This window comes from Paenibacillus massiliensis subsp. panacisoli DSM 21345, assembly GCF_000426545.1.
Classification (GTDB): Bacteria; Bacillota; Bacilli; order Paenibacillales; family Paenibacillaceae; genus Paenibacillus; species Paenibacillus panacisoli.
Window position 1 is genome coordinate 292,027 of sequence record NZ_AUFO01000008.1, and the last position, 25,858, is coordinate 317,884.

Annotated in this window: 26 protein-coding genes and 1 riboswitch; of the genes, 2 read left to right on the forward strand and 24 right to left on the reverse strand. The window is 48.0% G+C overall.

The window, feature by feature from the left end:
* Nucleotides 1–71 precede the first annotated feature (71 nt).
* From K331_RS0106325 to K331_RS29030, 7 genes are all read right to left on the reverse strand, one after another.
* Nucleotides 72–608, reverse strand: a complete 537-nt coding sequence (locus tag K331_RS0106325) for a chromate transporter (protein ID WP_028589629.1) — start codon at nucleotides 606–608, stop codon at nucleotides 72–74.
* A gap of 12 nt (nucleotides 609–620) precedes the next feature.
* On the reverse strand, nucleotides 621–1,268 hold the full coding sequence (locus tag K331_RS0106330) for a chromate transporter (protein ID WP_028589630.1): 648 nt from the start codon (nucleotides 1,266–1,268) through the stop codon (nucleotides 621–623).
* A gap of 264 nt (nucleotides 1,269–1,532) precedes the next feature.
* On the reverse strand, nucleotides 1,533–2,507 hold the full coding sequence (locus K331_RS0106335; RefSeq protein WP_028589631.1) for a formylglycine-generating enzyme family protein: 975 nt from the start codon (nucleotides 2,505–2,507) through the stop codon (nucleotides 1,533–1,535).
* Between the two features lie 64 nt (nucleotides 2,508–2,571).
* Nucleotides 2,572–3,357: an MBL fold metallo-hydrolase gene (locus K331_RS0106340; RefSeq protein WP_028589632.1), complete on the reverse strand. Its 786-nt coding sequence runs from the start codon at nucleotides 3,355–3,357 to the stop codon at nucleotides 2,572–2,574.
* A gap of 195 nt (nucleotides 3,358–3,552) precedes the next feature.
* Complete coding sequence (locus tag K331_RS0106345) at nucleotides 3,553–5,028, reverse strand: sulfatase-like hydrolase/transferase (RefSeq protein WP_028589633.1); 1,476 nt, start codon at nucleotides 5,026–5,028, stop codon at nucleotides 3,553–3,555.
* Between the two features lie 45 nt (nucleotides 5,029–5,073).
* The gene (locus K331_RS0106350; RefSeq protein ID WP_028589634.1) at nucleotides 5,074–6,171 is read right to left on the reverse strand and encodes a radical SAM/SPASM domain-containing protein; all 1,098 of its coding nucleotides are present in this window, start codon (nucleotides 6,169–6,171) and stop codon (nucleotides 5,074–5,076) included.
* Nucleotides 6,172–6,268: 97 nt separating this feature from the next.
* Complete coding sequence (locus tag K331_RS29030; protein ID WP_051289665.1) at nucleotides 6,269–7,702, reverse strand: PTS transporter subunit EIIC; 1,434 nt, start codon at nucleotides 7,700–7,702, stop codon at nucleotides 6,269–6,271.
* Between the two features lie 184 nt (nucleotides 7,703–7,886).
* Between K331_RS29030 and K331_RS0106360 the strand changes: the two genes are divergently transcribed.
* Nucleotides 7,887–8,657 (forward strand): MurR/RpiR family transcriptional regulator, encoded by a 771-nt coding sequence (locus tag K331_RS0106360; protein WP_028589635.1) that lies wholly within the window; start codon nucleotides 7,887–7,889, stop codon nucleotides 8,655–8,657.
* Between the two features lie 121 nt (nucleotides 8,658–8,778).
* Here the strand turns inward: K331_RS0106360 and K331_RS0106365 are convergent, their stop codons facing one another.
* The 12 genes from K331_RS0106365 to cysT form a co-directional block, all read right to left on the reverse strand.
* Complete coding sequence (locus K331_RS0106365) at nucleotides 8,779–9,225, reverse strand: hypothetical protein (protein ID WP_028589636.1); 447 nt, start codon at nucleotides 9,223–9,225, stop codon at nucleotides 8,779–8,781.
* Between the two features lie 263 nt (nucleotides 9,226–9,488).
* Nucleotides 9,489–10,505, reverse strand: coding sequence for an ABC transporter substrate-binding protein (locus K331_RS0106370; protein ID WP_028589637.1), 1,017 nt, complete (start codon nucleotides 10,503–10,505; stop codon nucleotides 9,489–9,491).
* 22 nt (nucleotides 10,506–10,527) lie between these two features.
* Nucleotides 10,528–11,286: an ABC transporter permease gene (locus K331_RS0106375; protein ID WP_028589638.1), complete on the reverse strand. Its 759-nt coding sequence runs from the start codon at nucleotides 11,284–11,286 to the stop codon at nucleotides 10,528–10,530.
* Nucleotides 11,283–12,044 carry an ABC transporter ATP-binding protein gene (locus tag K331_RS0106380; RefSeq protein ID WP_028589639.1) on the reverse strand — a complete coding sequence of 254 codons (762 nt, stop codon included), beginning with the start codon at nucleotides 12,042–12,044 and terminating at the stop codon, nucleotides 11,283–11,285. The genes K331_RS0106375 and K331_RS0106380 overlap by 4 nt, the downstream gene beginning before the upstream one ends.
* A complete protein-coding gene (tenA, locus tag K331_RS0106385) occupies nucleotides 12,041–12,700 on the reverse strand; it encodes a thiaminase II (RefSeq protein ID WP_028589640.1) in 660 nt (219 codons plus the stop codon). The genes K331_RS0106380 and tenA overlap by 4 nt, the downstream gene beginning before the upstream one ends.
* A gap of 74 nt (nucleotides 12,701–12,774) precedes the next feature.
* Nucleotides 12,775–13,434 (reverse strand): thiamine phosphate synthase, encoded by a 660-nt coding sequence (gene thiE, locus K331_RS0106390; RefSeq protein WP_028589641.1) that lies wholly within the window; start codon nucleotides 13,432–13,434, stop codon nucleotides 12,775–12,777.
* Nucleotides 13,421–14,242, reverse strand: a complete 822-nt coding sequence (gene thiM / locus K331_RS0106395) for a hydroxyethylthiazole kinase (protein WP_028589642.1) — start codon at nucleotides 14,240–14,242, stop codon at nucleotides 13,421–13,423. Before thiM ends, thiE begins: the two co-directional genes overlap by 14 nt.
* A 22-nt stretch (nucleotides 14,243–14,264) precedes the next feature.
* Nucleotides 14,265–15,092 (reverse strand): bifunctional hydroxymethylpyrimidine kinase/phosphomethylpyrimidine kinase, encoded by an 828-nt coding sequence (thiD, locus tag K331_RS29035; protein ID WP_051289667.1) that lies wholly within the window; start codon nucleotides 15,090–15,092, stop codon nucleotides 14,265–14,267.
* Between the two features lie 110 nt (nucleotides 15,093–15,202).
* Nucleotides 15,203–15,300, reverse strand: a riboswitch (TPP riboswitch).
* Nucleotides 15,301–15,430: 130 nt separating this feature from the next.
* Nucleotides 15,431–16,501 (reverse strand): sulfate ABC transporter substrate-binding protein, encoded by a 1,071-nt coding sequence (locus K331_RS0106405; protein WP_028589643.1) that lies wholly within the window; start codon nucleotides 16,499–16,501, stop codon nucleotides 15,431–15,433.
* Nucleotides 16,502–16,556: 55 nt separating this feature from the next.
* Nucleotides 16,557–17,621 carry a sulfate/molybdate ABC transporter ATP-binding protein gene (locus K331_RS0106410; RefSeq protein WP_018886588.1) on the reverse strand — a complete coding sequence of 355 codons (1,065 nt, stop codon included), beginning with the start codon at nucleotides 17,619–17,621 and terminating at the stop codon, nucleotides 16,557–16,559.
* Between the two features lies 1 nt (nucleotide 17,622).
* Complete coding sequence (locus K331_RS0106415) at nucleotides 17,623–18,420, reverse strand: sulfate ABC transporter permease subunit (protein ID WP_025681484.1); 798 nt, start codon at nucleotides 18,418–18,420, stop codon at nucleotides 17,623–17,625.
* Entirely contained in the window at nucleotides 18,417–19,223 is an 807-nt protein-coding gene (gene cysT / locus K331_RS0106420) for a sulfate ABC transporter permease subunit CysT (RefSeq protein ID WP_028589644.1), read from the reverse strand. Before cysT ends, K331_RS0106415 begins: the two co-directional genes overlap by 4 nt.
* Before the next feature lie 209 nt (nucleotides 19,224–19,432).
* Between cysT and K331_RS0106425 the strand changes: the two genes are divergently transcribed.
* Complete coding sequence (locus tag K331_RS0106425) at nucleotides 19,433–19,834, forward strand: secondary thiamine-phosphate synthase enzyme YjbQ (RefSeq protein ID WP_028589645.1); 402 nt, start codon at nucleotides 19,433–19,435, stop codon at nucleotides 19,832–19,834.
* Nucleotides 19,835–19,992: 158 nt separating this feature from the next.
* Here the strand turns inward: K331_RS0106425 and K331_RS0106430 are convergent, their stop codons facing one another.
* From K331_RS0106430 to tkt, 5 genes are all read right to left on the reverse strand, one after another.
* Nucleotides 19,993–20,574 carry a TetR/AcrR family transcriptional regulator gene (locus K331_RS0106430; protein ID WP_018886592.1) on the reverse strand — a complete coding sequence of 194 codons (582 nt, stop codon included), beginning with the start codon at nucleotides 20,572–20,574 and terminating at the stop codon, nucleotides 19,993–19,995.
* Between the two features lie 5 nt (nucleotides 20,575–20,579).
* Complete coding sequence (locus tag K331_RS0106435; RefSeq protein WP_018886593.1) at nucleotides 20,580–21,212, reverse strand: YigZ family protein; 633 nt, start codon at nucleotides 21,210–21,212, stop codon at nucleotides 20,580–20,582.
* Nucleotides 21,213–21,340: 128 nt separating this feature from the next.
* On the reverse strand, nucleotides 21,341–22,696 hold the full coding sequence (locus K331_RS0106440) for a glucose-6-phosphate isomerase (protein WP_025681485.1): 1,356 nt from the start codon (nucleotides 22,694–22,696) through the stop codon (nucleotides 21,341–21,343).
* Nucleotides 22,697–23,055: 359 nt separating this feature from the next.
* Entirely contained in the window at nucleotides 23,056–23,373 is a 318-nt protein-coding gene (ppnP, locus tag K331_RS0106445) for a pyrimidine/purine nucleoside phosphorylase (RefSeq protein ID WP_028589646.1), read from the reverse strand.
* Nucleotides 23,374–23,436: 63 nt separating this feature from the next.
* Nucleotides 23,437–25,479: a transketolase gene (tkt, locus tag K331_RS0106450; RefSeq protein ID WP_028589647.1), complete on the reverse strand. Its 2,043-nt coding sequence runs from the start codon at nucleotides 25,477–25,479 to the stop codon at nucleotides 23,437–23,439.
* Nucleotides 25,480–25,858 lie beyond the last annotated feature (379 nt).

Sequence of the window (25,858 nt, forward strand, 5' to 3'; positions counted from 1 at the left end):
AACAGAAGCAACGCTAATCTCTGCTCTACAAGAAAAAGGTTCCCAGCCCACAATGATGTGAGACGGGAACCTTAGAACAATACAATGCCAACTGCAGCGGACAGTAGGATAACTGCAAAGGGATGAAGTCTGTACTTCGCAATCGCGACCAGACAGGCGCCGCAGATGAATAGCATACCTATCGTATTCCAGCTCATGATGGGCTCCTCAGACACAGCCCCCATTCCAAAATGAATGGCCGCATATACAATCAGACCTGTGACAATCGGTCTCAGACCATAGAAGGAGGAGTTCATCCAGCGATTATTCTGCAATCTTAAGAAAAAGGCCGCACAGCAGATCACGATAATCAATGAAGGCAATATAATGCCTGCTGTCGCTACAATTGCTCCTAATATCCCAAGCTTGGAATAGCCTATCAGCGTCGCTGTATTCGTAGCAATAGAGCCAGGTGCCATGCCTGCGATCGTCACCATTTCCTGAAACTGACTTGGCTCAATCCATCCCCGCGCCGTGACCTCTCGCTGTATCAGCGTCATTACTGCGTAGCCGCCCCCGAACGAGAAGGCTCCTATTTTGAAGAACAACAGAAAAAGCTGCCAAAGCATTGTGCATCACCTTCAAATGTAATATTCAGGATAAGTCATGTCCTGCTGCCGTTTGGCAGTTCGTTTCTCCGTAGCCGTGTTCATGCCCAGTGCCGACTTGATGGCGATCACGAGTACACCCACAATCGGGCCACCCAGCACCAGGTAGAGTGAATGAACAGAGGTGAAGAGCAATATGGCTACACAAATTCCTGCAATGATGAGCGTGGAGATATCAAAAATAGAGGACTTGAACATCTTGAAAGCAGCAATGAGAATTAATGCAACGATTGCTGCATGTACTCCCTTGAGTGCTGCTTCTACTTTGGGTACATCTTTGAACATCATGCCAAAAATGCTAAGGCAGAATACGATAACAAACGTCGGTAAAGTTATACCCACGACTGCCATGATCGCTCCAAGCACACCTCTAAGGCGATATCCGATAAAAGTAGCTGCGTTTACCGCCACACCGCCAGGTGCCGATCCGACTACCGAGATCATGTCCGCCATTTCAGAGGGCTGCATCCACTTTTTGTTATCTACAATTTCGCGTTCGATGGCTGCCAGCATCGCATATCCGCCACCGAAGGTAGACGGACCAAGCTTCAGAAATACCATAAACAATTCAAGAAGTGAGGTGTTGTAATCTTTTTTTTGCGTAAGCTGATACTGATTCATAGCTTCTCATCCATTCTGGTGATGTCTTAATCCTTTTCTAGTAACCCCATTATAGCACGTTTATTTCATTTTGGAATAAAGCAAGATTAAAAAAGCACAGAAAAGGCGAATATAAGCCTTAGATCTAACCTACAAATGCCATAAATCGGAAAGTTAATTCCATTTTGGTATAAATAAAGACTATTCCTATCTTAATGCTATGAAAAAAACACCTTCAGGCTGAGAAGTCTACTCCTCTCGCTCAAAGGTGTGTGTACATCATTCTTAAGCATCGGCCACACAGCGAAAGCCTGTATTGCCAGACGAGCTGTCTGGAGTATTCTTGTTGCGTGCCGCGACGCGATACCTATTGCAGTAGGAATGGTGGCACAAGTATGAGCCCCCTCGCATGGAACGTGCATGACCTTGGCTTGGTCCCAGGGGATTATGCTGGCTGGATTTTACATGGTAACGTGGGTCGAACCAGTCCGAGCACCATTCCCACACATTGCCGGCCATGTTATACAAGCCATAACCATTCGGCTCAAATGAATGAACAGGCGCTGTACCGATGTAGCCATCCAATGCTTCATTGTGGGTAGGGAACTGTCCCTGCCAAATATTGCACATATGCCGCCCCTCCGGGGTCAGTTCATCCCCCCATGGGTAGCGTGCCTGTTCAAGACCACCACGTCCCGCATATTCCCACTCTGCTTCAGTGGGTAGACGCTTCCCCGCCCACTGACAATAAGCCTCGGCATCGTGCCACGATACATGAACCACCGGGTGATCCATTCGTCCCTCGAGATTGGACAACGGCCCCTCAGGCTGGCTCCAATTCGCTCCTTGAATAACATGCCACCAGGGAGTCTGCGGCACACTCGTGGAACGGTCAGCGCGCTGCTCGGAGGTCAACAATAAATGGAATACGAAGGAATCGCCGTATCGTTCGGCCTCAGTCTTATACCCTGTAGCGTCCACAAATGCTGCAAAATCCGCGTTCGTGACAGCATAGGGATCAATATAAAAAGGCGACACGAACACCTCTCTGACGGGTCCTTCTCCATCCTGTGGGAACCCTTCCTCATCCTCAGTTCCCATGAGGAATGATCCCCCTTCCAAGCGAATCATAGAGGCATATTTCTTTTGCTTTTTCGTACAGCAGCTATCCGTTTTAAGGGTAATTAATTCCTCCGTCTGCGGCTGTTCTCGTCCGGGTGTACAACAGGAACTCGGCTTCTCTTGAGGTTGTTGGTTCATCTTAATCATCCTTTGCTCTAGACTCTACTACTTACTGTGGAGGTTGTCCCGAATCTCCTTTATGCTACCTAGCTTTCGCCAAATCAATCACCAGCCCGGTATGCGCCAGTTGAATATCTGGACTCAGATCGTAGCTCTGATGAAGATCTACATCATGCGACATATGTGTAAATATCGTCCGCTTGGGCTTCAGCTCCTTCATTAGCTCTGCAGCCTCCCGCATGTCGTATACCGAGCGCGTCTCGAACGCAGCCAGCTCATGCACGAAGCTCGTTCCCAGCACGAGCAGGTCCAGTCCTGCCAATGGTCTCTTTTCTTCCAGCTTCAGATTGATGGCATCCGAACAGTACGCCCAGACGTAATCGCCTTTGGTCAGACGAAAAGCATAGGAGAATCCATTCTTCCCATGGCATACCTTCCAGGAATGAATGTGCCATCCGTTCAGCTCGATATCTCCATCGGTCTCCATGAGATCCATATGACCCCGAAGCCATGGGAACTGCTGTGCAATCGTTAGTAGTACCTCCTGCGGTGCGTATAGCTTGCCACGAACGCCTAGCCAACGACAAGCATCTGCCCATTCTGGAAGACCACCAATATGATCAAAATGAGCATGTGTGATCAGGATCGTCGAAATCATACGAATGCCCTGTGCCTCCATCTGCTCTCTCCAATCCGGGCCACAATCAATCATGAATGGCTCTCCGCTACCGCTTATCAATACTGAGGAGCGTCGGCGGCGGTTCAGCCCGGTACTACGAGCCTCCTCACAGACCCCGCAATCGCAGTACACGCGTGGGACTCCCATAGCATCACCTGTCCCCAGAAAAATAAGCTGATCGTGATTCATCGTACAAGCCCCTCTCTATGTCTCATCCTGCTTCTACGATGATTCTAAGCCTCCTTGATTTTTTTTGCAAAAAAAAGCCGCTAAGTGCCGCTGGAACATTTCGGCTGACCCTTAGCGACAATCTTTTATGAATGCAAGCTTATAGTGGAGTTCTACTCTGTATGAAACGAATTTATTCGTATAAGAGCTACATATTTATTGCTTTAGGCCAAGACGTTCGAACTCTTCCGCCGGGGCTGCTATCTCCTTCATTTTCTGGATTAGCTTTTCAATCATTTGTCGCTCCAGCTCAGGCTCCTGTAACGGATGCTCTTGATTCGGGTCTTGCGCCATATCGAACAATAAATGACCGATTTGATATGAATTAATGTAATTAGGCACTGATAATTGCAGGACTGGCATGCCATTGCTAAAGCGATTTCCTTCCACCAGCTTGATCTGGGACAGAGATTGATCGTCGAAGAACCCCCTCATTCGTGTTACGGCCAGAGTCTGATTAATAAGTGGACCGTTATCCGGTCTTGCTGAGCTGCGCATATACAGATATCTTCCGTCATATATACTGACATGCCCTCCATTGACTCCGAATAATATTTCCGCATGCTGTTGCTTCTCTTCCTTAATCATGGAGAGCAGGGATATACCATCACGATCATAGCTATCCTCGACATTGAAATAGTCTAACAGTGTAGGAGCAAGATCAATAGTCTGGCACACCCCGTCATAGACGTATCCGTCATAGTTCGCTTCACCAGGAATGTGCATGAAGAACGGTAGATGAATAATCTCTTCATACATCGGCGCTATATTTTTGCCTAGCCAATCATGCTCTCCCAGCAGGAATCCGTGATCCGTATTGATGATGACCAGCGTGTCGTCCCACATGTTGTGCTCATCCATGAAATCCAGCACTCTGCCGAGATGATGATCGCACATCGTCAGCAATGCCGCGTACTCTTTTCGCATCGCTTCTACCTGTTCAGGATTGCTGCTCTCATCAATTCTTTGGTATTTAGGCCAGAATGGAATATCCTTGTCCTCACTGCATGCGTACATCTCTCGATACTTCTCAGGGACATAGAACGGCTCGTGCGGATCGAAGCATTCAATCTGCAGCAGCCACTGATCCTGATCATGATGCTGTGCCAGGAAATCCAGTCCCGCCTGAATCGTCTGTACACTTGACATATCCTCTTCAGTCAACTGCCGTGTTCTATTGGCATAATGCTGAATGGCCGACACTCCTTCTTTATTCAGTGGATGATGGTTGTCTGTTGGCAAGGCCTGACTACGTGGAACCCAACGATCCCCTTCCTGCCCCCGAAAGCCTTCCCAGGTCGAATAACGATTGTGATAGGTCGCTCCCCCGTCCTCAAAATAATGAGAATGATCCGTCACTAGATGGCAGTATACTCCCTTTTCCTGTAATCGCTCGAACACGGAATTGTCGAAGCTTTCAAGTGGCCCCCAGCCCCGATGCAAGAAGTTATATCTGCCTGTCTGCAGCTCTCTTCTGGCTGGCATGCAGGGCATGCTCCCACCATAGAAATTGCCGAAGGTCGTTGTCTTGTCACGCAAACGCTCAAAGTTAGGTGCTTTAACCCATTCATTCCCATAGTTCGGTAAATAGCTGCGTGTGAGGGTATCAAACATAATCATAATGGCTCTCATGTCATCACAATCCTTTATTATTACTCTTATATATTTAACTTGCCATCAAGCGCCGACAAGCCGTAGCAGTCTTGCTAGATACTGATCCAAAAAGTCCTGATAACCGCAATAAGATTCCTTGTCATTGACATAGCAGGCTTCCTTCATTCGTTTGCAGCCCCCGTTGCACATCTCCTTATAAGTACATGCCGTGCAATATTTCGATAAGGGCGGCTTATCTTGAATAAAGCATCCTGCTTGCTGCGATCTCGCAAGCTCACTAAGTCTGTGCTCCGTGATATTTCCAATACACCATTCATCCAGCACGAAGAAATCACATGGATATACACTACCATCAGCTTCTATAACATACTGCAGCTGGCACTGACCTATCATGCCGCAGGTGCCGACTGTGCCGTTCGCGAATAGCTGCAAATGATGATCAAAAAAGCTCACATGCAAGTAGTTGCCCTTTCGACATTCCTGCTCCCATAACGGGTACAATCCTTTGTAGAAGGAGGCAAATCTCTCGGGTGTCAGGGCGTACACTGATCTATCTCGTGAATCCAGCTCATTGAGACAAGGGATGAACTGTATATAACGAATCTGATGCTCCAGCAAAAAGTTAAATACCTGTCGCGGATGTCTTGCCAACGGATTCGTCAGCACGCATAGCACGTTATATTCAATGGCATGAGCATCTAGCCACTTCTTGGCAGCCATGACCCTGGTATACGTTCCCTGCTTCCTTGCATCCTTACGATATTGATCATGAGAGTCCTTCCCGCCATCCATGGACAGACCCACTAGAAATTTATGCTCCTTGAACAGCTTGCACCACTGATCATCCAGCAGCGTCCCATTGGTCTGAATTCCATAATGAACGACTTGCCTGTCTTGCTTGTGCGCCACATAGTTTGTAAAAGCCTTGAAATAATCCAGACCTGCCAAGGTCGGCTCCCCGCCTTGAAAGTTAAAGGTTACATGATCATATGCCTCAAGATCCATAAACACATGATCCAGCATGCTCTCCATAACCTCAATGTTCATTTTGCCAAAGGAGGTGCACGCTCTCTTCTCACTCACATCGGCATAGAAGCAGTACTCACAGCGCAAATTGCATGCTGAAGAAGCTGGCTTGATCAGTACAGATATATGCTTCACGAGCTTCACCTCCTTTGGTTACCCGCTATATGCGTTTTATAAATCGCCTGCGTCCCTCTGTACAATGCTATTTATTGACACCGTGGCGGTCTTGTTATTATTTAATAGCGTTAACACTCTTGCTGTCGTTCCAGAAGAAGAAGGTTAGCAGGAATGCAATAATGAAGGCAATCGTAATGCCAATGACTGCACCATAGAAGCCCATGTCAAAAACACCGTTGTTGATATAGTTAGGCAGAGCCAGAATACCCATACCGCCTACAACGTAGGCTTTGGAGCCCAAGAAGCCCATCAAGCCTCCACAGGCAGAAGCCCCTACAAGCGTAAAAATAAAGGGATACTTGTTCGGTAACGTAATCCCATATATGGCAGGCTCCGAAATCCCGAAAATTCCAGTGGCAAAGCATGGAACACACAAGGTCTTCAGCTTGGAGTTCTTGGTTCTCAGGAAGACCCCAAGCACAGCCCCCAATGTCGCAAATGGCGTACCCAGCATTAATGCCAGTACGGGATCAAAACCAAATTGTGCGATGGTAATCAGGGCAATCGGAATCATTCCCCAATGCAGACCGAACATTACAAGCACCTGCCACAGTCCGCCGATGAACATCCCTGCCAGTGTTGGGTTCAGATCATAGGCACCTTTGGCCAAAAAGCCCAGAATAGCGCCCAGCCAAGTGGCGACGGGACCGATCACAGCAAAAGTCAGCGGAATAACAATTAGCAAGGTGAGGAATGGTACCATAAACATTTGTATGACTCTAGGTAGCTTGCTCTTCAGCCATTTTTCTACCTTGGCGGCAAAGAAGATGGCTATGATCGACGGAATCACCGACTGTGCATATTTCATAAGAAGGATTGGTATGCCGAATACTTCAAAATAGACAGGCGCCTGAAACACGGTTCCTTCGAATAAGGTATAGATCGGCTGGCCTCCACTAAGTAAGGACGTTAGACCTGGATAGACCAGCGAGGCGCCAATGATAATTCCTAGAATCGGAGACAGCCCAAATTTATTAGCTGAAGTGTAAGCGAGAACGACTGGGAAGAAGTAGAAGAAGGTGTCACCGATCGCCCACAGCATAATATAAAGTCCAGATTGAGCAGTAACAGCCTGCGTAGCCAATAAGATAGCCGCCAGACCTTTAGCCATACCCGATGCTGCTAGAAGACCCAAAGCAGGAGTGAATACTCCTGAGACCACGTCGATAAATCGGTCAAGCACTTTGGCCTTCTTTGCTGGCTTTGGCTCTGCCCGGACTTCCGCAGCAGCTGTCGAGCTCCCTTGCTCGTTCACTTTTTCAACCTCTTTATACACCTCCGCTACATGAGGTCCAATGACGACCTGGAATTGGCCACCACTTTTAACCACGGTTACGACTCCTTCTAATTCCTTGAGCGCCTCTGCTTCTGCTTGTCCTTCGTCATGTAATTTGAATCTTAAGCGTGTCGCACAATGCTCCAGACTCGACACATTGCCGGGTCCGCCTACCTTCTTCATAATTTCCTGCGCTAACTTCTGATAGCTCATATCTTAGATCCCCTCCCATAGCTGCTAGTGCCTCTAATGCTGTATGTCCGGACTGTTGCATTAAAGCAAGCGCTTACGATAAACTCAGTATACATTCCACCTTCGACAAAAAATACGCTTCCAGAGCACCTTGGGAAGATGTCCACCATTCAGAAAATAACTGGAAATGAAAGGATGAATCCAGATGAAATTCGAACATATACTGGAAAAAAACCATGCAAAACTTAATGAATTGGACCAACAAATTGCATCTTTTATTTTGAATCATAAAGCAGAAATTCCAAAGCTGAGCATCGTGGAGCTAGCTGAAAAAAGCTATACCTCGAAGTCCTCCATATTTCGATTTGTACAAAGGCTGGGATTCTCAGGCTATTCGGAATTCAAATACCTGATTGAGTGGGACAACCATGAACTCGGTACAGCACAGGTCATTTCGATTGAAGCTGTGGGGCAGCAGCTAATTCATATATTGAATAAAGTAAAGCAGACGGATTTGCTAAAGCTGTATAGCAGATTGTCCAGCAGCAAGCGAATTTATTTGCTATCTACCGGACTCACACAGCAGCTGCAAGCTCAGGTGCTGCAACGTAACTTCCTCAAGATCGGCATCAGTATGAGCTTGATCCCTTTAGATATCGGAACACATTTAACCAGCGCCGTCGTTGAGAAGTTGGAGCCTGAGGATTTGCTAATTGTGTTCTCCTACTCTGGTGAGAATCTGGCACTAAAGGAAGCACTAACAATACCTTTACTCAAGAAGATTCCCGTGATCTCCATTACCAATACCCAGCAGAACTGGCTGAGTCAGCAATCCTATTTCCATATCTCAACCTATATCGAGGACTTCAGGGAGACTAATCATTTCACCTCCAGCTTCGTACACAATATTATTGATTTTATTACCTATGAATTTGAACAATATCATAAGGAAAAAATGAGTCAAAGGTTGCAATGAACGACTGAAATTGAACAACCGACTTTCAAGCAATGCAAAAAGCCCTGTACCCCAATTGCTGTGGTAACAGAGCTCTTTGTTTATTTCCCCTATAAATACGTCCCTTGCTCAGGGCTAATGATCAGGCCAGTGCTCGAAGCTTGAGCGTCAGCTCTACGCCTTTGTCCGCCTCATTCGTGTCCGTTACAACCCAGTTCGCAGCCAGTCGTTGCTCCAGTACCTCGGCTTGTTCCTTGCTCAGCAGCAGACCTGAGATAACACCCTCTCCAACGGTAAAATCGACGTCAGGCTGCAAACCGAACCGCTTGGAGATCCAGATGCCGAGTCCTCCCCGTGTATTGAAGGTGATCCGATACCCCTCCGTGACTGCTGTCTCCAGCTCCTCCCCGTGCTCCTTCGCATAGGTGAACAGATCGGTATAGCTCAGGTCTTCATCAGCGACGGCGTCAAAGGCTGCGGTGTCTTCCGCACGAATCGCCTGAAGTAATGCTTCCTCGGACATGCCGCGCTGACGGGCATTTTCCAGACGGATGGCTGTAAATTGAGATATTTTAACAACAGTACTCATGCATTCGTTCCCCTTACATCCTTAACTAATGCAGCAGCCATTCTGCCGCTTCATCTTCCTTATCTTACTTCCAGTCACATTAGCTTGGCAATGACGAAGCCGAACTCCGTTTCTCCGCAAGCATTACAAAGATTAGAGTTTTTGAGATACTATCCGAGTCCATTTCATAACTCACTTAAGATTGATCTTTGTAGCTGGAAATAGTCAAATCTTTTGAGCTAATCTAGTCCCGATTAAAACAGCTAAAGTTATAATGAATTGATTCATTCATATGGAATTTCTACACGAACATCGTCTAATGCAGGCACGTTGCTTATTAGTCCTTCAGATTTTAGCCAATCGATGTTTTCCTGCCAACAGGAATCATTTTGACTCAGGAAATCAGCCTTATCATTCTCCATCAGGGGAAGAAGTATGCCTAGGCTCTGACGCTCAACATTCTCAGATAAAGGAAAATTGTCTGCATTCTGATGACTTAATAAGATTTGTAATGCAGCCTCTGGTTCAGCCTTCATATCATTAAAGCCTTTTTTAGAGGCGCGCAAAAATTTCGCTAACGTGTCAGAATCAGATGCAATCATAGCATCATTAGCGAGAAAAACGCCTTCATAATAGGATGGCACACCATATTTCTCCAAAGTAAACCAATTAATATCAAAGCCCTCCTCCTGAAGCTGAGGAACCTCGTGATTAATTAAGCCACCGATTGTGGCATCTACATTATCCGTTGTCATGGAGCTCAAGAGCTCAAAGCCGACATCAACCATATTGACATCACTGCTGTCTGCACCAGCACGAGTCATGACGCTACGAATAAGAGCCTCGGATAACTCTGTTCCGGAATAGCCAATCGTTTTGCCTTTTAAATCCTTTGGAGAAGTGATGTTCTTATCCGCTAAAGAAATGATTGCATTAAGTGGAGCTTGTACAACAGCACCAATGGATTTTACAGGTACTTGCTGATTCGCTCTTGTAATAATTACATCCTGCTGATAATAAAGTCCAATATCCGCTTTTCCTGCTGCTACAAGTGAAATTGCGTCATTACTGTTAGAAGGAAATTGCAGGTTTACTTTCAACCCTTCTTCTTCGAAGTAGCCCTTCTCAATGGCTACATAGAGAAACGCATGTAAGGCATTTGGATACCAATCCAGCACAACATTAATCTCGCGTAAATCCTGAGGGGATGAGGCAGATGGTGTAGACGTATTTTTGGGTGTACATGCAGTAGCTGCTAACAGGATAAATATTAGTGTAAAAATAACCCCTGTTTTTCTCATGAATTCGTGCCTCCATATTCGTTTAGGACTCACCACGCCAGTGAACGAAGCGGCGCTCTAGCAGTGCGATTAGTGCGACCGAGGCCATAGCAACCACAGATAATAGTACAATTGGTGCAAACACACCTGCACCATCGAGCTGAGTCATCATGCGGCGTGAAAAATAACCTAGACCACTCTGTGCACCTAGCCATTCTCCTATGGCTGCCCCTATGACACTAATGGGAATTGCCATCTTTATAGCTGAGAAAAAATAGGGCAAGGCGCAAGGGAATTTGATTTTGAAGAAGATATCTCGTTGAGTAGCACCATAGGTAAGGAGAAGCTCCTTCATATCATGACGTGCACTACGTAAGCCGTCGTAAACGGTAATGGTGATCGGAAAAAATGTAATTAATATGACTACAAGCACCTTGCTCCATATCTCATAACCGAACCATAAAACAAACAATGGTGCGATAGCTGTAGTAGGAATTGTCTGAGAGCCTACAACGATCGGATACAGACATTTACGCAATAGCACACTGACATCCATTAGTATAGCTAACGCGACTCCAAGGACTATGGATAATACGAGCCCAATACTGGTAATCAGCAGAGTGGCGGGCAGATGAACTGTAAATAATGGCATACGCAGATCCCATATTTTTCTGAAAATCTGAATTGGGCTTGGCAAAATATAAGCGGCATTCAGGTTCATCGCTCCCAGTTGCCACATCATCAGAAGCGCCAACAACACAATAAGAACTGGAAAATTATTATAGTGGGGTAGCTTCCTCATAGGATCACATTATTCCTTAATGTATGGATCAAGTCTTCTCGCAGTGCTGCTATTTCTGGTCTAGCGAGTGATTCTCGCCCTCTAGGATAATCTCCAGGAACATCTATTTTATTGAATTGCGTTATTGGTGTGCTTGTTACCGCTAACACACTTTGCGAAAGAAATAATGCCTCATCTACATTGTGAGTAATAAAGAGAATCGTTTTTTTGTGCTGCTCCCATTGCCCAAGCAACCATTCCTGCATACTAATGCCAGTTAAAAAATCCAAGGCAGAAAACGGCTCATCCAGTAATAGCAAATCTGATCCGGTTAGCATAGTACGGGCAAATGCAGCTCGTTGACGCATGCCACCTGATAATTCATGGGGCATCTTGTCGTAGCAACGATGTAGGCCTACATTGTCCAGCGCCTCAGCTATTAACTCCTTGCACTGCGCCTTGGAGTAGCCACCTATAATTTCTAAAGGCAGGGCAAGATTCTCTCCAACGGTTCGCCATGGGAACAGCATATCCTTTTGTGGCATATATCCGCAGTAATGCTTCCGGGTTCCGATCGGCGCTCCATCGATTAGAATAGAGCCTGACTTTGAAGGGAGTAATCCATTAATGAGGTGAAATATCGTGCTTTTACCACAGCCAGAGGCGCCAACAATACAGTGGAAGGAGCCCGCTTCAACATTAAATGACAAGGTATCAATAATGTCAAAATCCTCAGAAGCATACTGATAGGACACATTTTGAAATGTTAATGAACTCAATGCTCAAGCCTCCATGCCATCTCCCAAAAATCAAGCTCAAAGCGACTGCACATCACGAAAATATCCTCCATCCGTTGGTAGACCTCCTCGCTACAGCCTTCTAATAGCTTGTTGGTTAACGTCACAAGGGATTGATTGTTCTCATTATACTCCGAGGATGCATAGCCTTTTATCCACTCACCGTAAAATGCATGATCAGCTGCGCCAGGCTTTCGGGCAAGAGCTTGACCAATCTCTGCATAACTCCATGAGCATGCTAATATGGATACGAGCACCTCTGCTACGCCACCAGCATGCGAGACAGAGAGCATATAATGGGTATAGGCTGCATTTTTCAGTGCTGGTTGTACCCGAAAAACCTGATCCTCCGTAATTCCTAACCGCTGCATATAAGAACGATGAATTTTCATTTCCCCATTAAGGATGTTGTCTACTTTTTTACTAAAGAACTGCATTAATCTGGGGTCCTGTGACTTGACGACCCCTAGTGCAAATACACGGGCATACTCGAACAGATATAAGTAGTCTTGTAACAAATAATAGCGAAATTGCTCTACAGCCAGGGAGCCGTCCCCAATCCCTGTAACAAAGGGATGCTCTAGACATTCCTTCCATACAGGCTGTGCTGCCTGATATAGTCGTTCTGTAATAGTCATTAGTTGTTCCTCCAATCCATAATGTAGGTATGATAAATTAAGCAATCCCTCTCGTGACTAGGAAGCAGCATGGCTTAGCTGCGCTGTGAGATCATTTGCTGTGCTAGCTGTAGCAAATGTGCAGTGGCTGCGCCTGGATTTCGCTGTGCAAATATGGCAGAGATGATTGCGACACCATCTACCCCACTGCACGAAAGCTGTAGCACATTCGTGTCATCAATGCCCCCAATAGCGACGACAGGGATGCTTACGGCATCTACAATTTCTTGTACGTCAGCAATGCTTAAATACTCTGCATCGTTTTTGGTAGTGGTGTTAAACACAGCTCCGACCCCGATATAATCAGCTCCTGCTGCTTCTGCATCCTTTGCGCTAGCTACTCCATTGGCGGAAATGCCAAGAATTTTATCTGGGCCGATCAGGGACCGAACATCCTTCCCTACAATATCGGATTGCCCCACATGAACACCATCTGCCCCGCATTCCAGGGCGACTTCAATATTGTCGTTGACTACAAAGGGAATATGATATTGCTGTGCAAGGCGGCGTAGTTCAATCGCTTCTGCCAAAAATTCCTTGAAGGGCAGCTCCTTCTCACGCAATTGCAGAAAGGTTGCACCATTCTGGAGCACCTCTTCGGTCACTAGTGCTAAGGAACGGCCTTGCAGCCACCTACGATCTGTAATGGCATACAGCAGCATGGATGATCGCAGAGCTTGCTTAGACCATTTCAATGCGAGCACCCCGATCCAACACCTGTTCCGTCAGATTAAACATGGCATCAATAAGGTCCGTTCTAAAGCTTGCATTGCCGGTTCCATTTTCCAGACGACGCGCATCTGCTAGCTCACCAGATAGACCCATGGCGGCCATCGCAGCTACCGTTGCCTCAAAATTAGATTCCGATGCGCCTGCGCAGAATGCTCCAATCAAGGACGTAAGCATACAACCGCTGCCCGTGATCCGTGCCATCGTTGCACAGCCGTTGTGAACTATGGCATGCTGCGATCCATCGGTTACGATATCCATTGCACCGGATATGGCAATAACACTTCCTGTTTTTTGAGCCAGCATACTGGCGATTTCCACTGCTTGAGGAAGATTTTCCTTGGTCACTTGATCGAGTGTACTCACATCTACGCCACTACCAAGCTTTTTTCCAAAGGCGATCGCTTTAATCTCCGAGGCGTTACCCCGTATGGCGGCAAACTGTATTTCGTTCATAAGCTGATGTACAGCATCCAATCTTAGAGACGTACCTCCTGCCGCAACAGGGTCCAGTATGACAGGACGTTGAAGACGATTCGCTTCTTTACCAGCCACGAGCATCGCGTCCAGATCCTCAATCGTCCCCATATTAAGGACCAGCGCATTGGCCGCAGCCACCAGCTCTGCGACCTCATGCTTGTTGTGAGACATGATGGGGGAAGCTCCGGCAGCCAGAAGGATATTTGCACAATCGTTAACGGTTACATAATTCGTAATACAATGTACTAATGGATTGTTGCTTCGTACAGGAGTGAGGTACTGGGATGGATTCATTGCTATGGCTCCTTTCGTTATATCAATTTTGGTGATTTCCTAGGATATGTCCTTGTAGATTGCCGCCCTCTGCGATAGCATAATTGTGGTGTAAAGGCCCATTGCCTGCTCCTAGATTCAGACCCGCATGCAAGCAGGCGGTGATGTAGGTCTTGGCACGGTCGAAAGCCTCCGGAAGGCTGTGTCCCATGGCTAAAAAGCTTGCAATTGCAGAAGACAGCGTACAGCCCGTGCCGTGAGTATTGATATTTTCTATTCGTTTTGCCCTATACCAGTAAGACTCGCCATCCATCATGAGAAGGTCATCAGCATCCGTCAGGCTATGCCCCCCTTTCAGGGCAACTGCACCTGTGAGCTTGCATCCGATCGTATCAGCTGCCCTAAGCATGTCCTCCTTCGTGTTAATCTCGAAGCCACACAATTGCTCTCCCTCTTTCAGATTCGGGGTAATCACTTCTGCCAAGGGGAATAGCTCCTCTTTTAACGCGGTGAGTGCATCATTTTGCAACAATACACTTCCACTTGTTGAGACCATGACGGGATCTACAACAATATGCTCTGCCTGATATTGCCGTAATTTAGCTGCGATGGAGCGGATAATAGCGGCATTGGATACCATACCAATTTTGACAGCATCGGGTCTTATATCTGTAAAAACACAGTCTAACTGCTGCTCAACAAACTCCGGTTCAGACTCCAAGATTCCAACTACACCTGTCGTGTTTTGGGCTGTCAGCGCTGTAATGACACTCATCCCATATACACCCAAGCAGGTCATCGTTTTTAAGTCTGCCTGTATTCCTGCGCCACCACTGGGGTCAGATCCAGCAATGGTCAATACAGTCTTCATATGTGTTAGTCTCCTTTCCATGTTCAATGACAAAAAAAAGCGAAACATCCGTAGGATGTTTCGCTGACAAAATAAACTAGTACAATGGTATAGCATGAGCTAACCATGTATAGCATTCTATCGTTGCGTCCCTACGTTGGCATTATCCAAATCAGGTAAGGTCGGTGTAACACCCTCTCAGCCGGTTAAGGCTCCCTTGCAAACGGTAGTATTCAATTATGATCTTAGATGTCCATATGTCCGAAGTTGAAGTGAGTTAAGTATATCAACAGCTATTTAATATAGTCAATGCAGATTTGTATCTTGAGTAGCCCCCTGATTGGAGAACTGGGGAACAGCTACAGACCGGCAAGCACCTGATACCACACTCCACGCTTCGAGTACAGCGTCTCGCGCACAGCATCCCAGCCGCCCAGATATTCGATATCGAACAGGTCCACTGGATCAGGGAATCGCTCCTTCTCAGCTGCGAGTACCTGCTCATTGACCGAACGAAAGCCATGCTTCGCAAAGATCCGTTGTGCCTCATCGGACTGCAAATAATCAAGAAGCGCCTCGGCAGCTTCACGATTCCCATGCTTCTCCACGTTGGCATCGACGATCGCAGCCGGATTTTCAATACGGATCGTATCACGTGGAATGATCACCTCGTATTTTACACCCTTAGCGATCCGAGCCAGCAGCTCGTTCTCATAGGTAATGATGACGTCGCCTACACCGTATTCAAAAGCCGCCATCGATGCCCGTCCGCTCTTGTCCAGGGACTCCACATTGCGGTGCACATCGACCAGGAATTGCTTGGCTGCGGCGGGACTTTTCTCCCCTTGACGTTCGGACATCTTGAGCCCGGCACCATAGAGCGCATTAATATCCCACTGTGCTCCTCCTGACGTCTTCGGATTAGGATATAGCACCTTCACCCCTGGCTTAGTTAGGTCAGGAAAATCACGAATGCCACGCGGATTGCCTTCCCGCACTCCCATGACGACAATCGAGCGAGTAACCATTCCACCGTATGGCCGATCCTTCCAGGCAGGAGCAACCAGCCCTGCATCAACGAGCTTTTGCACGTCACCTTCCATAGCCAGCAGGGTCACGTCTGCCTCAAAGCCGCCAGCAATCGCTCGTGCCTGTGTACCAGAGGCCTCGTAGGATTCCTGAAAGCGAATCGTCTGTCCGGTCTTCTCCTTGTACTCCTCACGAAAGCGTGGCAGAAGGTCTGCCATCGCATCCTTGACCACGCTATAGGCACCAATGACGAGCGTAACATCAGCCGTATCCCCAGGCGTAGGCTGCTCACCGACAGAATCAGACGTTGCCGCTGTGCAGGCCGACAAAATCCCCAAGCATAGCAGACAGAGCAGTGCAGCCCTCATATGGCGAGTGTATCCAACCAGCTTCCTTCTCATGGCACAGACTCCTTGCTGTTCATCTCAGTTACACAATCATCCCAAACATCTTCTGTTAAATCATAATCGGCATCGGATCTTCCTTCAGCCTGTTCTCGACCATCCAGCTGCCTTCTTCATTGAACAAATACGCCCGGTGAATGAGTACACGCACATTTTGACCCGGTGTGAGCGTCTCCTTCTCCAGCGAGCGATAGGTAATCAGACGCTGGCCCTTGATCTCGACCTCAACCATCCATTCACTCCCGCGAAAATGAAGCTGGTGAACCGTACCTTCTTCTGTCGCGGAGCGCAGAGTGAACTCATGATCCAGCCCCATCTCGATATACTCGGGACGAATTAGCGCCTTGATCCCGGCTCCTGCGGCTTCCTCGAAGCCCCTGAGCGCTGACGCCTCCTCCACGATGGTCGATTCGCCAATAAAGGAAGCAACGAACGGCGTGCCTGGATTTTTGTAAATATCCCACGGTGTTCCCTTTTGCTCCAGTCTACCCTGGTTAATGATCATGATCTCATCAGCCACCTCGATGGCCTCATCCTGGTCATGTGTCACAAATATCGACGTGATCCCTACCCGCTCAATCAGCTCCCTCAGCCATGTACGCAGCTCCTGCCGGATCTTCGCATCAATCGCCGCGAACGGCTCATCCAGCAGCAGCAGCTGAGGCTCAGGCGCCAAGGCCCGTGCAAAGGCTACACGCTGACGCTGGCCGCCAGACAATTGATGAGGATAGCGATGCTCGAAGCCTGCGAGACCCGTTAGCTCCACAAGCTCTGTGACACGCTCCTTGATCTGCGCCTTGGACAGCTTCTTCACCTTCAAGCCGAAGGCTATGTTATCGTAGACGGACATGTGCTTGAAGAGCGCATAATTCTGAAAAACAAAGCCGATACCGCGCTCCTGCGGAGGCAGCTCGTTCACCCGTTGTCCGTGAAACACAATCTCCCCGGTATCCGGCGTCTCCAGGCCGGCAAGCATTCGCAGGATCGACGTCTTCCCCCCACCGCTGGGGCCGAGCAGACCAATGAGATGACCTTTGCGAATCTCAAATGACACATCCTTCACGGCGTGAAACTGTCCAAAATGCTTGTTGAGCTGACGAACCTCCACATGCTGCATATCAGTGCACTCCCTTTCTTTTTTTGGCCAGCTCCATGAGCAGCAAGAGACCTGCCGAGAAGGCCACCAGAACTAAAGCCAGGCCATTGGCCGCCGTTACATTGAAGTTCTCTACATCCTGATACACCAGTGTAGTCGCTGTCTGGGTCTTGTTCATGATATTTCCGGATACAACCAGCACTGCACCGAATTCCCCAAGAGAGCGTGCCACAGTGAGCACAACTCCATAAATAACCGCCCAGCGGATGGAGGGCCAGGTTACCTTCCAGAAAGTCGTCCAGCCATAAGCGCCCAAGGTGGAAGCGGCCTCTTCCTGCTGCGCTCCGATCTCCTGCAGCACAGGCATAATTTCACGCACCATGAGCGGAAAGGTCACGAACAGTGTAGCAATCACCATGCCTGGGAAAGCGTATACGATCTTGAAGCCACTATCCTCGAACAAGGCTCCCATAACGCTATCCGGTCCCAACAGCAGGACGATCATTAACCCGCCGATGACAGGCGACACCGCATACGGCAGATCGACGATGCTATTCAGGACGTTTTTGACACGCTCACTTAACCAGCCTGCTCTCACTAGATAAAGTGCCGTCATCATACCGAATAGGGTATTCATCAAAGTTACGACGAGGACGATCAAGCCTGTCATCTTCAGCGCATGGAGCGCTTCTGGACGAAGCATGGCTGTCACGAAGCCATTCCAGCCCTGATCGAAGGCTCCGAATATGATCCGAGTCAACGGAATAATGATAATCACAAGAATAAGAACATAAGTAAGTGTAATCCACCATCTTCTCATCGGCTTCTCCCTCTGCTCTGTACCGTATTAATGCCCCAAAGGATCAGGAAGGACAGGGTCAGCAGCAGGATCGACACCGAGGCAGCTCCCACCGTATTATCACTTTCGACCTCTCCGAAAATATAGACCGATGCCACTAGCGTTCTGCCGGGAATGTTACCAGCTACGAGCACGACCGCACCGAACTCGGCAAGTGCACGCGAGAACGCCAGCATGCCCCCACTGATCATACCGGGTGCCATGGAAGGCAGAATGACCTTCCAGAACGTCACCCCACGGGATGCTCCCAGCGTGTAGGAGGCTTCCTCCGCTGAGGGATCAATCTCCTCCAGCAATGGCTGCACTGCACGAATAACGAATGGGAATGTCACAAATACCATCGCTAGTACAATCGCAGGCTGGTGAAATACGATCTCCAGCCCCCAGCGTCCTGCCGCTGTTCCAAGCAGGCTATTCGGTCCGAGTAACAGTAGAATCATTAATCCTCCTACCGCAGTCGGTAGCGCGAAGGGCAGATCAATTAGACTATTCATCAAGGTCTTGCCCGGGAAGTCATAGCGGTTCAGCGTCCAGGCAATAATCGTTCCGATCAGCACATTAATCAAGGCGGCTATGGCAGCCAGCTTCACAGTCAGCAGCACGGCCTTCCAAGCAATCGGGTCGCTTAGATTCTCCAGCAGCGTGTGCCAGCCAAGGGTAAATGCATTAAAATATACGCCTGTAACCGGCAATATGACTAGTAGTACGAAATAGAGCAGTACCGTCGTGCGGAACCCCCACGGGTGCCGGATAACCGTATTCATGCCAGCTTACCATCCTTTCTCGTGCTCTCCTTATCCTAAATACCCATAAGCATACTTGGTTTTACTTAACAGCTACTTTACCAATTGATTGAACTTACGTCAATCCCTATCTCATATTTCCATGAGTAGAATATAATAGAAGTGGGTAAACAAATGAAAAGTCAAGATCGAACAGGCTCTAGTAGAGCACAACGAAAGGAGAAATACATATGCTACATACAATAGAGATCACTACAGCCAAGCGGGATGAAATGCGTGATGTGACTCGTGAAGTGGCCGCCTTCGTGGATCAGATCGGTATACAGGAGGGACTCGTGGTGGTGTACTGTCCACATACAACAGCAGGCATTGCCATTAACGAAAATGCAGATCCTGATGTGAAAAAGGATGTATTAATGCGGCTGAACGAGGTCTATCCGTGGGAGCACCCGGAGTATCGTCATATGGAGGGCAATACGGCGTCCCATTTGAAGGCCATTACAACAGGGAACTCTCAGACGGTGATAATTCATAAAGGTAGATTGCTGCTTGGACGCTGGCAAGGCATCTATTTCTGTGAATTTGACGGACCGCGTACACGCCAGATTCATTTAAAGATCCTTCAGGGCTAGTGCTCAACAAAACAAAAAATAGACGAGGAGTTCTTACCTTATTAGGCTCCCTCGTCTTTTTCGTGTTGTCACCATACATTTCCTTTCGCAATGCAACGTTTTGAAGTATCAAAGTTAATAAAAATGCCGTCAAAAAATCATCGGCAAGCGTGCAGATCCTATATGCTTTTACAGAGCAGCTGTACATGCGCAATGGCAGTAGGCTTTACCTCTTCAAATGTAATTTTGTCCTGGATGTAGTACGAGATAAATCCATGCAAAGCCAGGAAAATACTATGCGGGACCCTTGCTCTGGACTCATCTGTATGCGGTTCGGCACCCAGATGATTTCTTACGATCGAAGCGAACAGCTCCAGACATCTGCTTTGCTCAGCACGACAGTAGGCCAGCAACTCCTCGTCACGAATGAGGAACATAATCTCATACTGGTACGGATTTTCAATGCCAAAACGAATAAATTCCAGCAGTAAATACTCCGCCTTGCTCAGCCCCTCTTCTGGGGTCGCATTAACGGCGTGCATCAGAATATCTCCCAGTGCCTTGAAGTCCTCCATTACAATGGCGTAGAAAAGCTCAGCCTTCTCCTTGAAATGATAATACAAGGATCCGTGACTGTATCCCAGATGCTGGCCAATGCTGCGCATGGAGATAGCACGGTATCCCTTGGTAATAAAAAGATGCCTGGCGGCCTCCAATATCCTCTCTCTTGACAACTCCTGATCAACTGCTCTTCTAGCCATAGTATTTATTCCCCTTCGATAAAGTAAAGCTGGCTTCCCTTCGTTAAAAGGCACTGTCCCTGGGTCAAATCTGTCATCCAGTGCTGAAAGGCCTCCGCTTCACCACTTACAGGATAACAGGCCAACACGACCTTATCCGTGAATACAGTATCCCCCGTTCGGACTCCACGACCCCGAAGCTCATTTTCTACCTTGCCCAGCCATGTGTAGTCCAATTCAACCTTTATTTCCTGATGTAGCACTCGCGTAATAGCTTCCCCTGCCTCAATGGCAGCAACCGCACCATCCGTATAAGCGCGGATCAAGCCACCGGCTCCCAGCATAATTCCACCAAAATACCGAGTTACTACAATAGCAACATTCTTCAAGCCTTGATTGCGGATGACCTCCAGGATCGGTTTGCCAGCTGTTCCGCTAGGCTCTCCGTCATCCGATTGCTTCTGAATCTCATCGCGCTCGCCAATCATATAAGCGGAGCAGTTATGCGTGGCATTCCAGTTCTGCTTCTTGATTCCGTCAATAAACGCAATCGCTGCCTCTTCGTCTTCCACCGGCTGCACATATCCGATGAAGCGGGACTTCTTGATGACAATCTCACGATGCCCGGCCTGACGAACAGTTCGATAGCTTTCCAACATATGCGTAACAATCCAATCTTATCAGATTTTGCAAGAAAGCAGTCCACGTCTTGCATACAGTGAACTGCTTTCTTGTCTTGTTATGCAGAGGCTACTTGATGACGCAGTCTCTGTGCTTCAGTTCCGAATTACTCAGTCAATCTTGCTTCCAGCTTCGCTTTCTCTTCCTCGAAGCCTGGTTTGCCCAGCAGTGCAAACATATTCTTCTTGTAAGCCTCTACGCCCGGCTGATCGAACGGATTCACACCCAGCAGGTATCCGCTGATGCCACAAGCCTTCTCAAAGAAGTATACCAGATATCCGAACGAATAAGGTGTCATATCTGGAATGTTCACAATCAGGTTAGGAACCTGACCGTCTGTGTGAGCAAGCATCGTTCCTTGGAACGCTTTTTTGTTAACAAAATCCATAGTCTTGCCAGTCAGGAAGTTCAGACCGTCCAGATCATCTGCATCTTCCTCAATGGTGATATGACTAGGTACATTCTCTACCTGAATAACCGTCTCGAAAATATTACGGCTACCCTCTTGGATAAATTGACCCATGGAGTGCAAATCTGTTGAGAAGTCAACCGATGCCGGGTAAATTCCCTTAAAGTCCTTACCTTCGCTCTCACCGAACAGTTGCTTCCACCATTCCGATACGAAGTGCAGGGAAGGCTCGTAGTTCACGAGAATCTCAGTGCCTTTGCCTTTACGGTACAGAGCATTCCGTACAGCGGCATACTGGTATGCTTCGTTCTCAGCAACATTAGGATTGCTGTATTCCTTGGAAGCGTCAGCAGCACCTTGCATCATCTCTTCGATGTTGATTCCAGCAGTAGCGATAGGCAGCAGGCCTACAGCCGTCAGCACGGAGTAACGTCCGCCTACGTCGTCAGGAATAATGAAAGATTCGTAGCCTTCTTCATTCGCCAGCTTCTTTAATGCACCACGTTCTTGATCCGTTGTAGCATAGATGCGTTTGCGAGCTTCTTCTTTACCGTACTTCTTCTCCAGTGCTGCACGGAAAATACGGAAAGCAATTGCTGGCTCCGTAGTCGTACCGGACTTGGAGATGACATTGACGGAGAAATCCTTGCCTTCAATCAGATCCAGCAGATGGTTCACATAAGTGGAGCTGATGTTGTTACCAGCAAAGTAGATTTCCGGAGTCTTACGCTTGTCCTTCGGCAGCATATTATAGAAGGAATGAGACAGCATCTCAATCGCTGCACGCGCACCCAGGTAAGATCCACCGATTCCAATGACGATCAGAACTTCAGAATCACTTTGGATTTTGGCAGCTGCCTTTTGGATACGTGAGAACTCTTCTTTATCATAGTTGGTCGGCAGATCAATCCAGCCGAGGTAGTCAGAGCCTGCTCCCGTCTGGTTATGTAACTGTTCATGAGCCAGCTTGATGGGCTCAGCGAAATAATCAACTTCGTGTTGGCCTACAAAGCTCAGTGCCTTGCTGTAATCAAATGTTACTTTTTTGGACATGGATAGAACCTCCTGTTTTACCATTGCCAATGGTCAGGGCATTTGCCTCTGATGCGACTTAGCAATAGAATACTTTAATTTAAAGAACCTGACAAGCGTATGCCACAAAGCGGCCCTTGACCATGATGCCACAGGGCAGCAGCTATAGCTGTGATATAAGTCAGACTGAGTAGTCCTGCTATGATGCTGTAGTACTGTTCTGCTGTGGGATAGAAAAAGGGTAAGACCGTGATATCACGGTACCTACCCTTCGGCAGCCTCCGAAATCAAGTACCCGCTACATCGCTGGCTTAGCTCCCTCAATAGGAATTGTTCCAGCCAAAGTGGGTACTGTTCTCGGTAAGCTCCCTCCACTCACATTAATCTGCCGGGTAAGAGCAGCAGTAATCCGTTACACTGCGCACTTCCAGCTTGAAGGAGGATTTGGCAGGAACATGGAAAGTTCCTTCTCCTTGAATCTCCAGCCATTGCTCTTGACCAGGGAGCTGTACACGCAGATCGCCAGCGAGAATCTCCATAATCTCACGAGAATCAGTCCCGAATTCATAAGAGCCTGGAAGCATGATGCCAAGCGTAACCTTGGAGCCATCCTGTAAAATGACGGTACGGCTAGTCACCTGACCATCATAATAGATATTTGCTTTCTTAATAACGCTAACGTTGTCAAATTGCCCCATGGATGCCGCTTCTCCTTTGTCCGGTCAGATATATTGCCAAAAGCCTAAGGCTTATAGTTAAGACTACAGCAATGCTTTCACTTTGCTAACTACGTTCTCTACAGTGAAGCCATACTCACTTACGACGCGGTCGCCAGGTGCGGAAGCACCGAAGGTGGAAATACCCAGGATATGTCCTTGGTCACCCACATACTTCTCCCAGCCCATCGGGTAAGCCATCTCTACAGCCAGACGAGCTTTTACAGATGGAAGAATTACAGAATCCTTATACGCCTTGTCCTGCTTCTCGAACAGATCCCAGCTCGGCATACTGATGACACGAACATGGATGCCTTCGGCAGCCAATGCTTCGTGAGCCTTCACAGCCAGTTGAACTTCGGAGCCTGTAGCGATAATTTGCGCCACTGCAGTACCTTCCTTAGCATCAGCCACGATATAAGCACCACGGCGGATCCCTTCACGTGCATGCTCTGCTGTAGCAGACAGGATCGGCAGGTTCTGACGAGTCAGCACCAGCGCTACCGGATTGCCCGTATTCTCCATCGTATAAGCCCAAGCTGCGGAAGTCTCATTACCATCTGCTGGGCGAATTACAGTCAAGTTTGGAATAATACGCAGGGAAGCGAGTTGTTCGATCGGCTCGTGAGTCGGGCCATCTTCACCTACAGCAATACTGTCATGCGTAAGCACGTAGGTTACTGGCAATCCCATCAGTGCAGCCAGACGTACAGCTGGACGCAGGTAATCGGTGAATACGAAGAACGTACCGCCGAAAATCTTCACACCACTGTGCAGAGCCATACCGTTCATGGCTGCTGCCATACCGAATTCACGGATACCGAAGTAGATGTTGCGGCCCGCATAATCCTCTGGAGTAAAGTTGGTCAGATTGTTCAGATGTGTCATCGTAGAGCTCTCAAGGTCTGCAGAGCCGCCAGTCAGGAACGGAATGTTCGGTGCCAGGCCGTTCAGTGCATTACCAGAAGCTACGCGAGTGGAGATAGCCTTGTCCTCAGCGGAGTACTTAGGCAGGTCACGATCCCAGCCTTCTGGAAGCTTGCCGCTAATGGCGATCTCGAATTGTGCTGCCAGCTCTGGATAAGCCTTTTTGTACTCAGCGAACAGTGCATCCCACTCTTTGTTAGTGGCGATACCTTTTTCCTTCACGCTCGCGAAATGCTCACGAACCTCTTGTGGCACATAGAAATCCTCTTCGTATACCCATTTGTAGAATTCCTTGGTCAGCTTCGCTTCTTCCGCGCCCAGCGGAGAACCGTGTGTACCACCATGGCCGCCTTTACCTTGCTTGTTCGGGCTTCCGTAGCCGATGACCGTCTTCACTTCGATCAGGGTAGGACGGATCGCTTCGCCTTGTGCCTCAGCAATAGCCTTCTCGATAGCAGGAAGATCGTTACCATCTTCTACACGCAGCACTTGCCAGCCATAAGCTTCAAAGCGCTTAGCTACGCTCTCGCTGGAGGAAAGATTCAGCTCACCGTCCAAAGTAATATCGTTGGAATCGAACAGTACAATCAGCTTGCCAAGGTGCAGACGTCCAGCAAGGGAAGCTGCTTCGTGGGATACACCTTCCATCAGGTCTCCATCGCCGCAAATCGCATATGTAAAGTGATCTACGACTTTGAATTTATCCTTATTGTACGTAGCAGCCATTTGAGCTTCAGCCATAGCCATACCTACAGCCATTGCAATACCTTGTCCCAAAGGACCCGTAGTCGCATCTACGCCAGCTGTGTGACCAAATTCAGGGTGACCTGGAGTCAAGCTTCCCCATTGGCGGAACTGCTTAATTTCTTCCATAGGCAGATCGTACCCGCTCAGATGGAGCAGGCTGTATAGCAACATGGAGCCATGTCCAGCGGAAAGTACAAAGCGGTCGCGGTTAATCCATGTCGGATGATCAGGGTTGTGGTTCATCGTCTTCGCAAACAATTGGTAGCCCATTGGAGCCGAACCCATCGGCATGCCCGGATGTCCGGATTTGGCTTTCTCAATAGCGTCAATAGCCAGTGTACGGATCGTCGTAATGGACAGGTTATCGATCGTTGAGTTCTCTTCCTTATGAATCGCTTGCTTGTCGTCAGTCATGGTAAGCCTCCTCATAATAAATAACAAAGTATACCGTTGGTGAGTCGTGGCACAGAGGCGTCCCCAGAGCAGACAATGTTGGTCATTGCGCTGTCCGATGGAATCCATCTGCTTGAATCTTTCAATTTGACTTATTCATTCTCATGTATTGTACCATTTGCCACGCGGCTTTGCCAGATGTCAAAACGCTTTGAAGCCATTATCAAATAATATACCCGTTATAAGTAAAGCAATGCTCCATTGTCAAACCAGAATACAATTCGGACCGTGTCGTCACTCGGAATACCCCTCTCCCCGGCTACCATGCGAACTGTATCATTATGCATATTGGTAGAGAACTCCAAAATAACGCAAATAAGTTCCCTTCACCCATGAGGGT

Bases quoted from the DNA above. Each gene is read 5' to 3' on its own strand.
- K331_RS0106370 (WP_028589637.1), bottom strand. From the start codon at position 10,505: ATGAGAAAAACAGGGGTTATTTTTACACTAATATTTATCCTGTTAGCA.
- K331_RS0106340 (WP_028589632.1), bottom strand. From the start codon at position 3,357: ATGAATCACGATCAGCTTATTTTTCTGGGGACAGGTGATGCTATGGGA.
- cysT (WP_028589644.1), bottom strand. From the start codon at position 19,223: ATGAATACGGTTATCCGGCACCCGTGGGGGTTCCGCACGACGGTACTG.
- K331_RS0106345 (WP_028589633.1), bottom strand. From the start codon at position 5,028: ATGAGAGCCATTATGATTATGTTTGATACCCTCACACGCAGCTATTTA.
- K331_RS29030 (WP_051289665.1), bottom strand. From the start codon at position 7,702: ATGAGCTATCAGAAGTTAGCGCAGGAAATTATGAAGAAGGTAGGCGGA.
- K331_RS0106325 (WP_028589629.1), bottom strand. From the start codon at position 608: ATGCTTTGGCAGCTTTTTCTGTTGTTCTTCAAAATAGGAGCCTTCTCG.
- tkt (WP_028589647.1), bottom strand. From the start codon at position 25,479: ATGACTGACGACAAGCAAGCGATTCATAAGGAAGAGAACTCAACGATC.
- thiM (WP_028589642.1), bottom strand. From the start codon at position 14,242: ATGAATCCATCCCAGTACCTCACTCCTGTACGAAGCAACAATCCATTA.
- ppnP (WP_028589646.1), bottom strand. From the start codon at position 23,373: ATGGGGCAATTTGACAACGTTAGCGTTATTAAGAAAGCAAATATCTAT.
- thiD (WP_051289667.1), bottom strand. From the start codon at position 15,092: ATGAAGACTGTATTGACCATTGCTGGATCTGACCCCAGTGGTGGCGCA.
- K331_RS0106375 (WP_028589638.1), bottom strand. From the start codon at position 11,286: ATGAGGAAGCTACCCCACTATAATAATTTTCCAGTTCTTATTGTGTTG.
- K331_RS0106425 (WP_028589645.1), top strand. From the start codon at position 19,433: ATGCTACATACAATAGAGATCACTACAGCCAAGCGGGATGAAATGCGT.
- K331_RS0106365 (WP_028589636.1), bottom strand. From the start codon at position 9,225: ATGAGTACTGTTGTTAAAATATCTCAATTTACAGCCATCCGTCTGGAA.
- K331_RS0106415 (WP_025681484.1), bottom strand. From the start codon at position 18,420: ATGAGAAGATGGTGGATTACACTTACTTATGTTCTTATTCTTGTGATT.
- K331_RS0106335 (WP_028589631.1), bottom strand. From the start codon at position 2,507: ATGAACCAACAACCTCAAGAGAAGCCGAGTTCCTGTTGTACACCCGGA.
- K331_RS0106440 (WP_025681485.1), bottom strand. From the start codon at position 22,696: ATGTCCAAAAAAGTAACATTTGATTACAGCAAGGCACTGAGCTTTGTA.
- K331_RS0106430 (WP_018886592.1), bottom strand. From the start codon at position 20,574: ATGGCTAGAAGAGCAGTTGATCAGGAGTTGTCAAGAGAGAGGATATTG.
- tenA (WP_028589640.1), bottom strand. From the start codon at position 12,700: ATGACTATTACAGAACGACTATATCAGGCAGCACAGCCTGTATGGAAG.
- K331_RS0106410 (WP_018886588.1), bottom strand. From the start codon at position 17,621: ATGCAGCATGTGGAGGTTCGTCAGCTCAACAAGCATTTTGGACAGTTT.
- K331_RS0106435 (WP_018886593.1), bottom strand. From the start codon at position 21,212: ATGTTGGAAAGCTATCGAACTGTTCGTCAGGCCGGGCATCGTGAGATT.
- K331_RS0106360 (WP_028589635.1), top strand. From the start codon at position 7,887: ATGAAATTCGAACATATACTGGAAAAAAACCATGCAAAACTTAATGAA.
- K331_RS0106330 (WP_028589630.1), bottom strand. From the start codon at position 1,268: ATGAATCAGTATCAGCTTACGCAAAAAAAAGATTACAACACCTCACTT.
- K331_RS0106405 (WP_028589643.1), bottom strand. From the start codon at position 16,501: ATGAGAAGGAAGCTGGTTGGATACACTCGCCATATGAGGGCTGCACTG.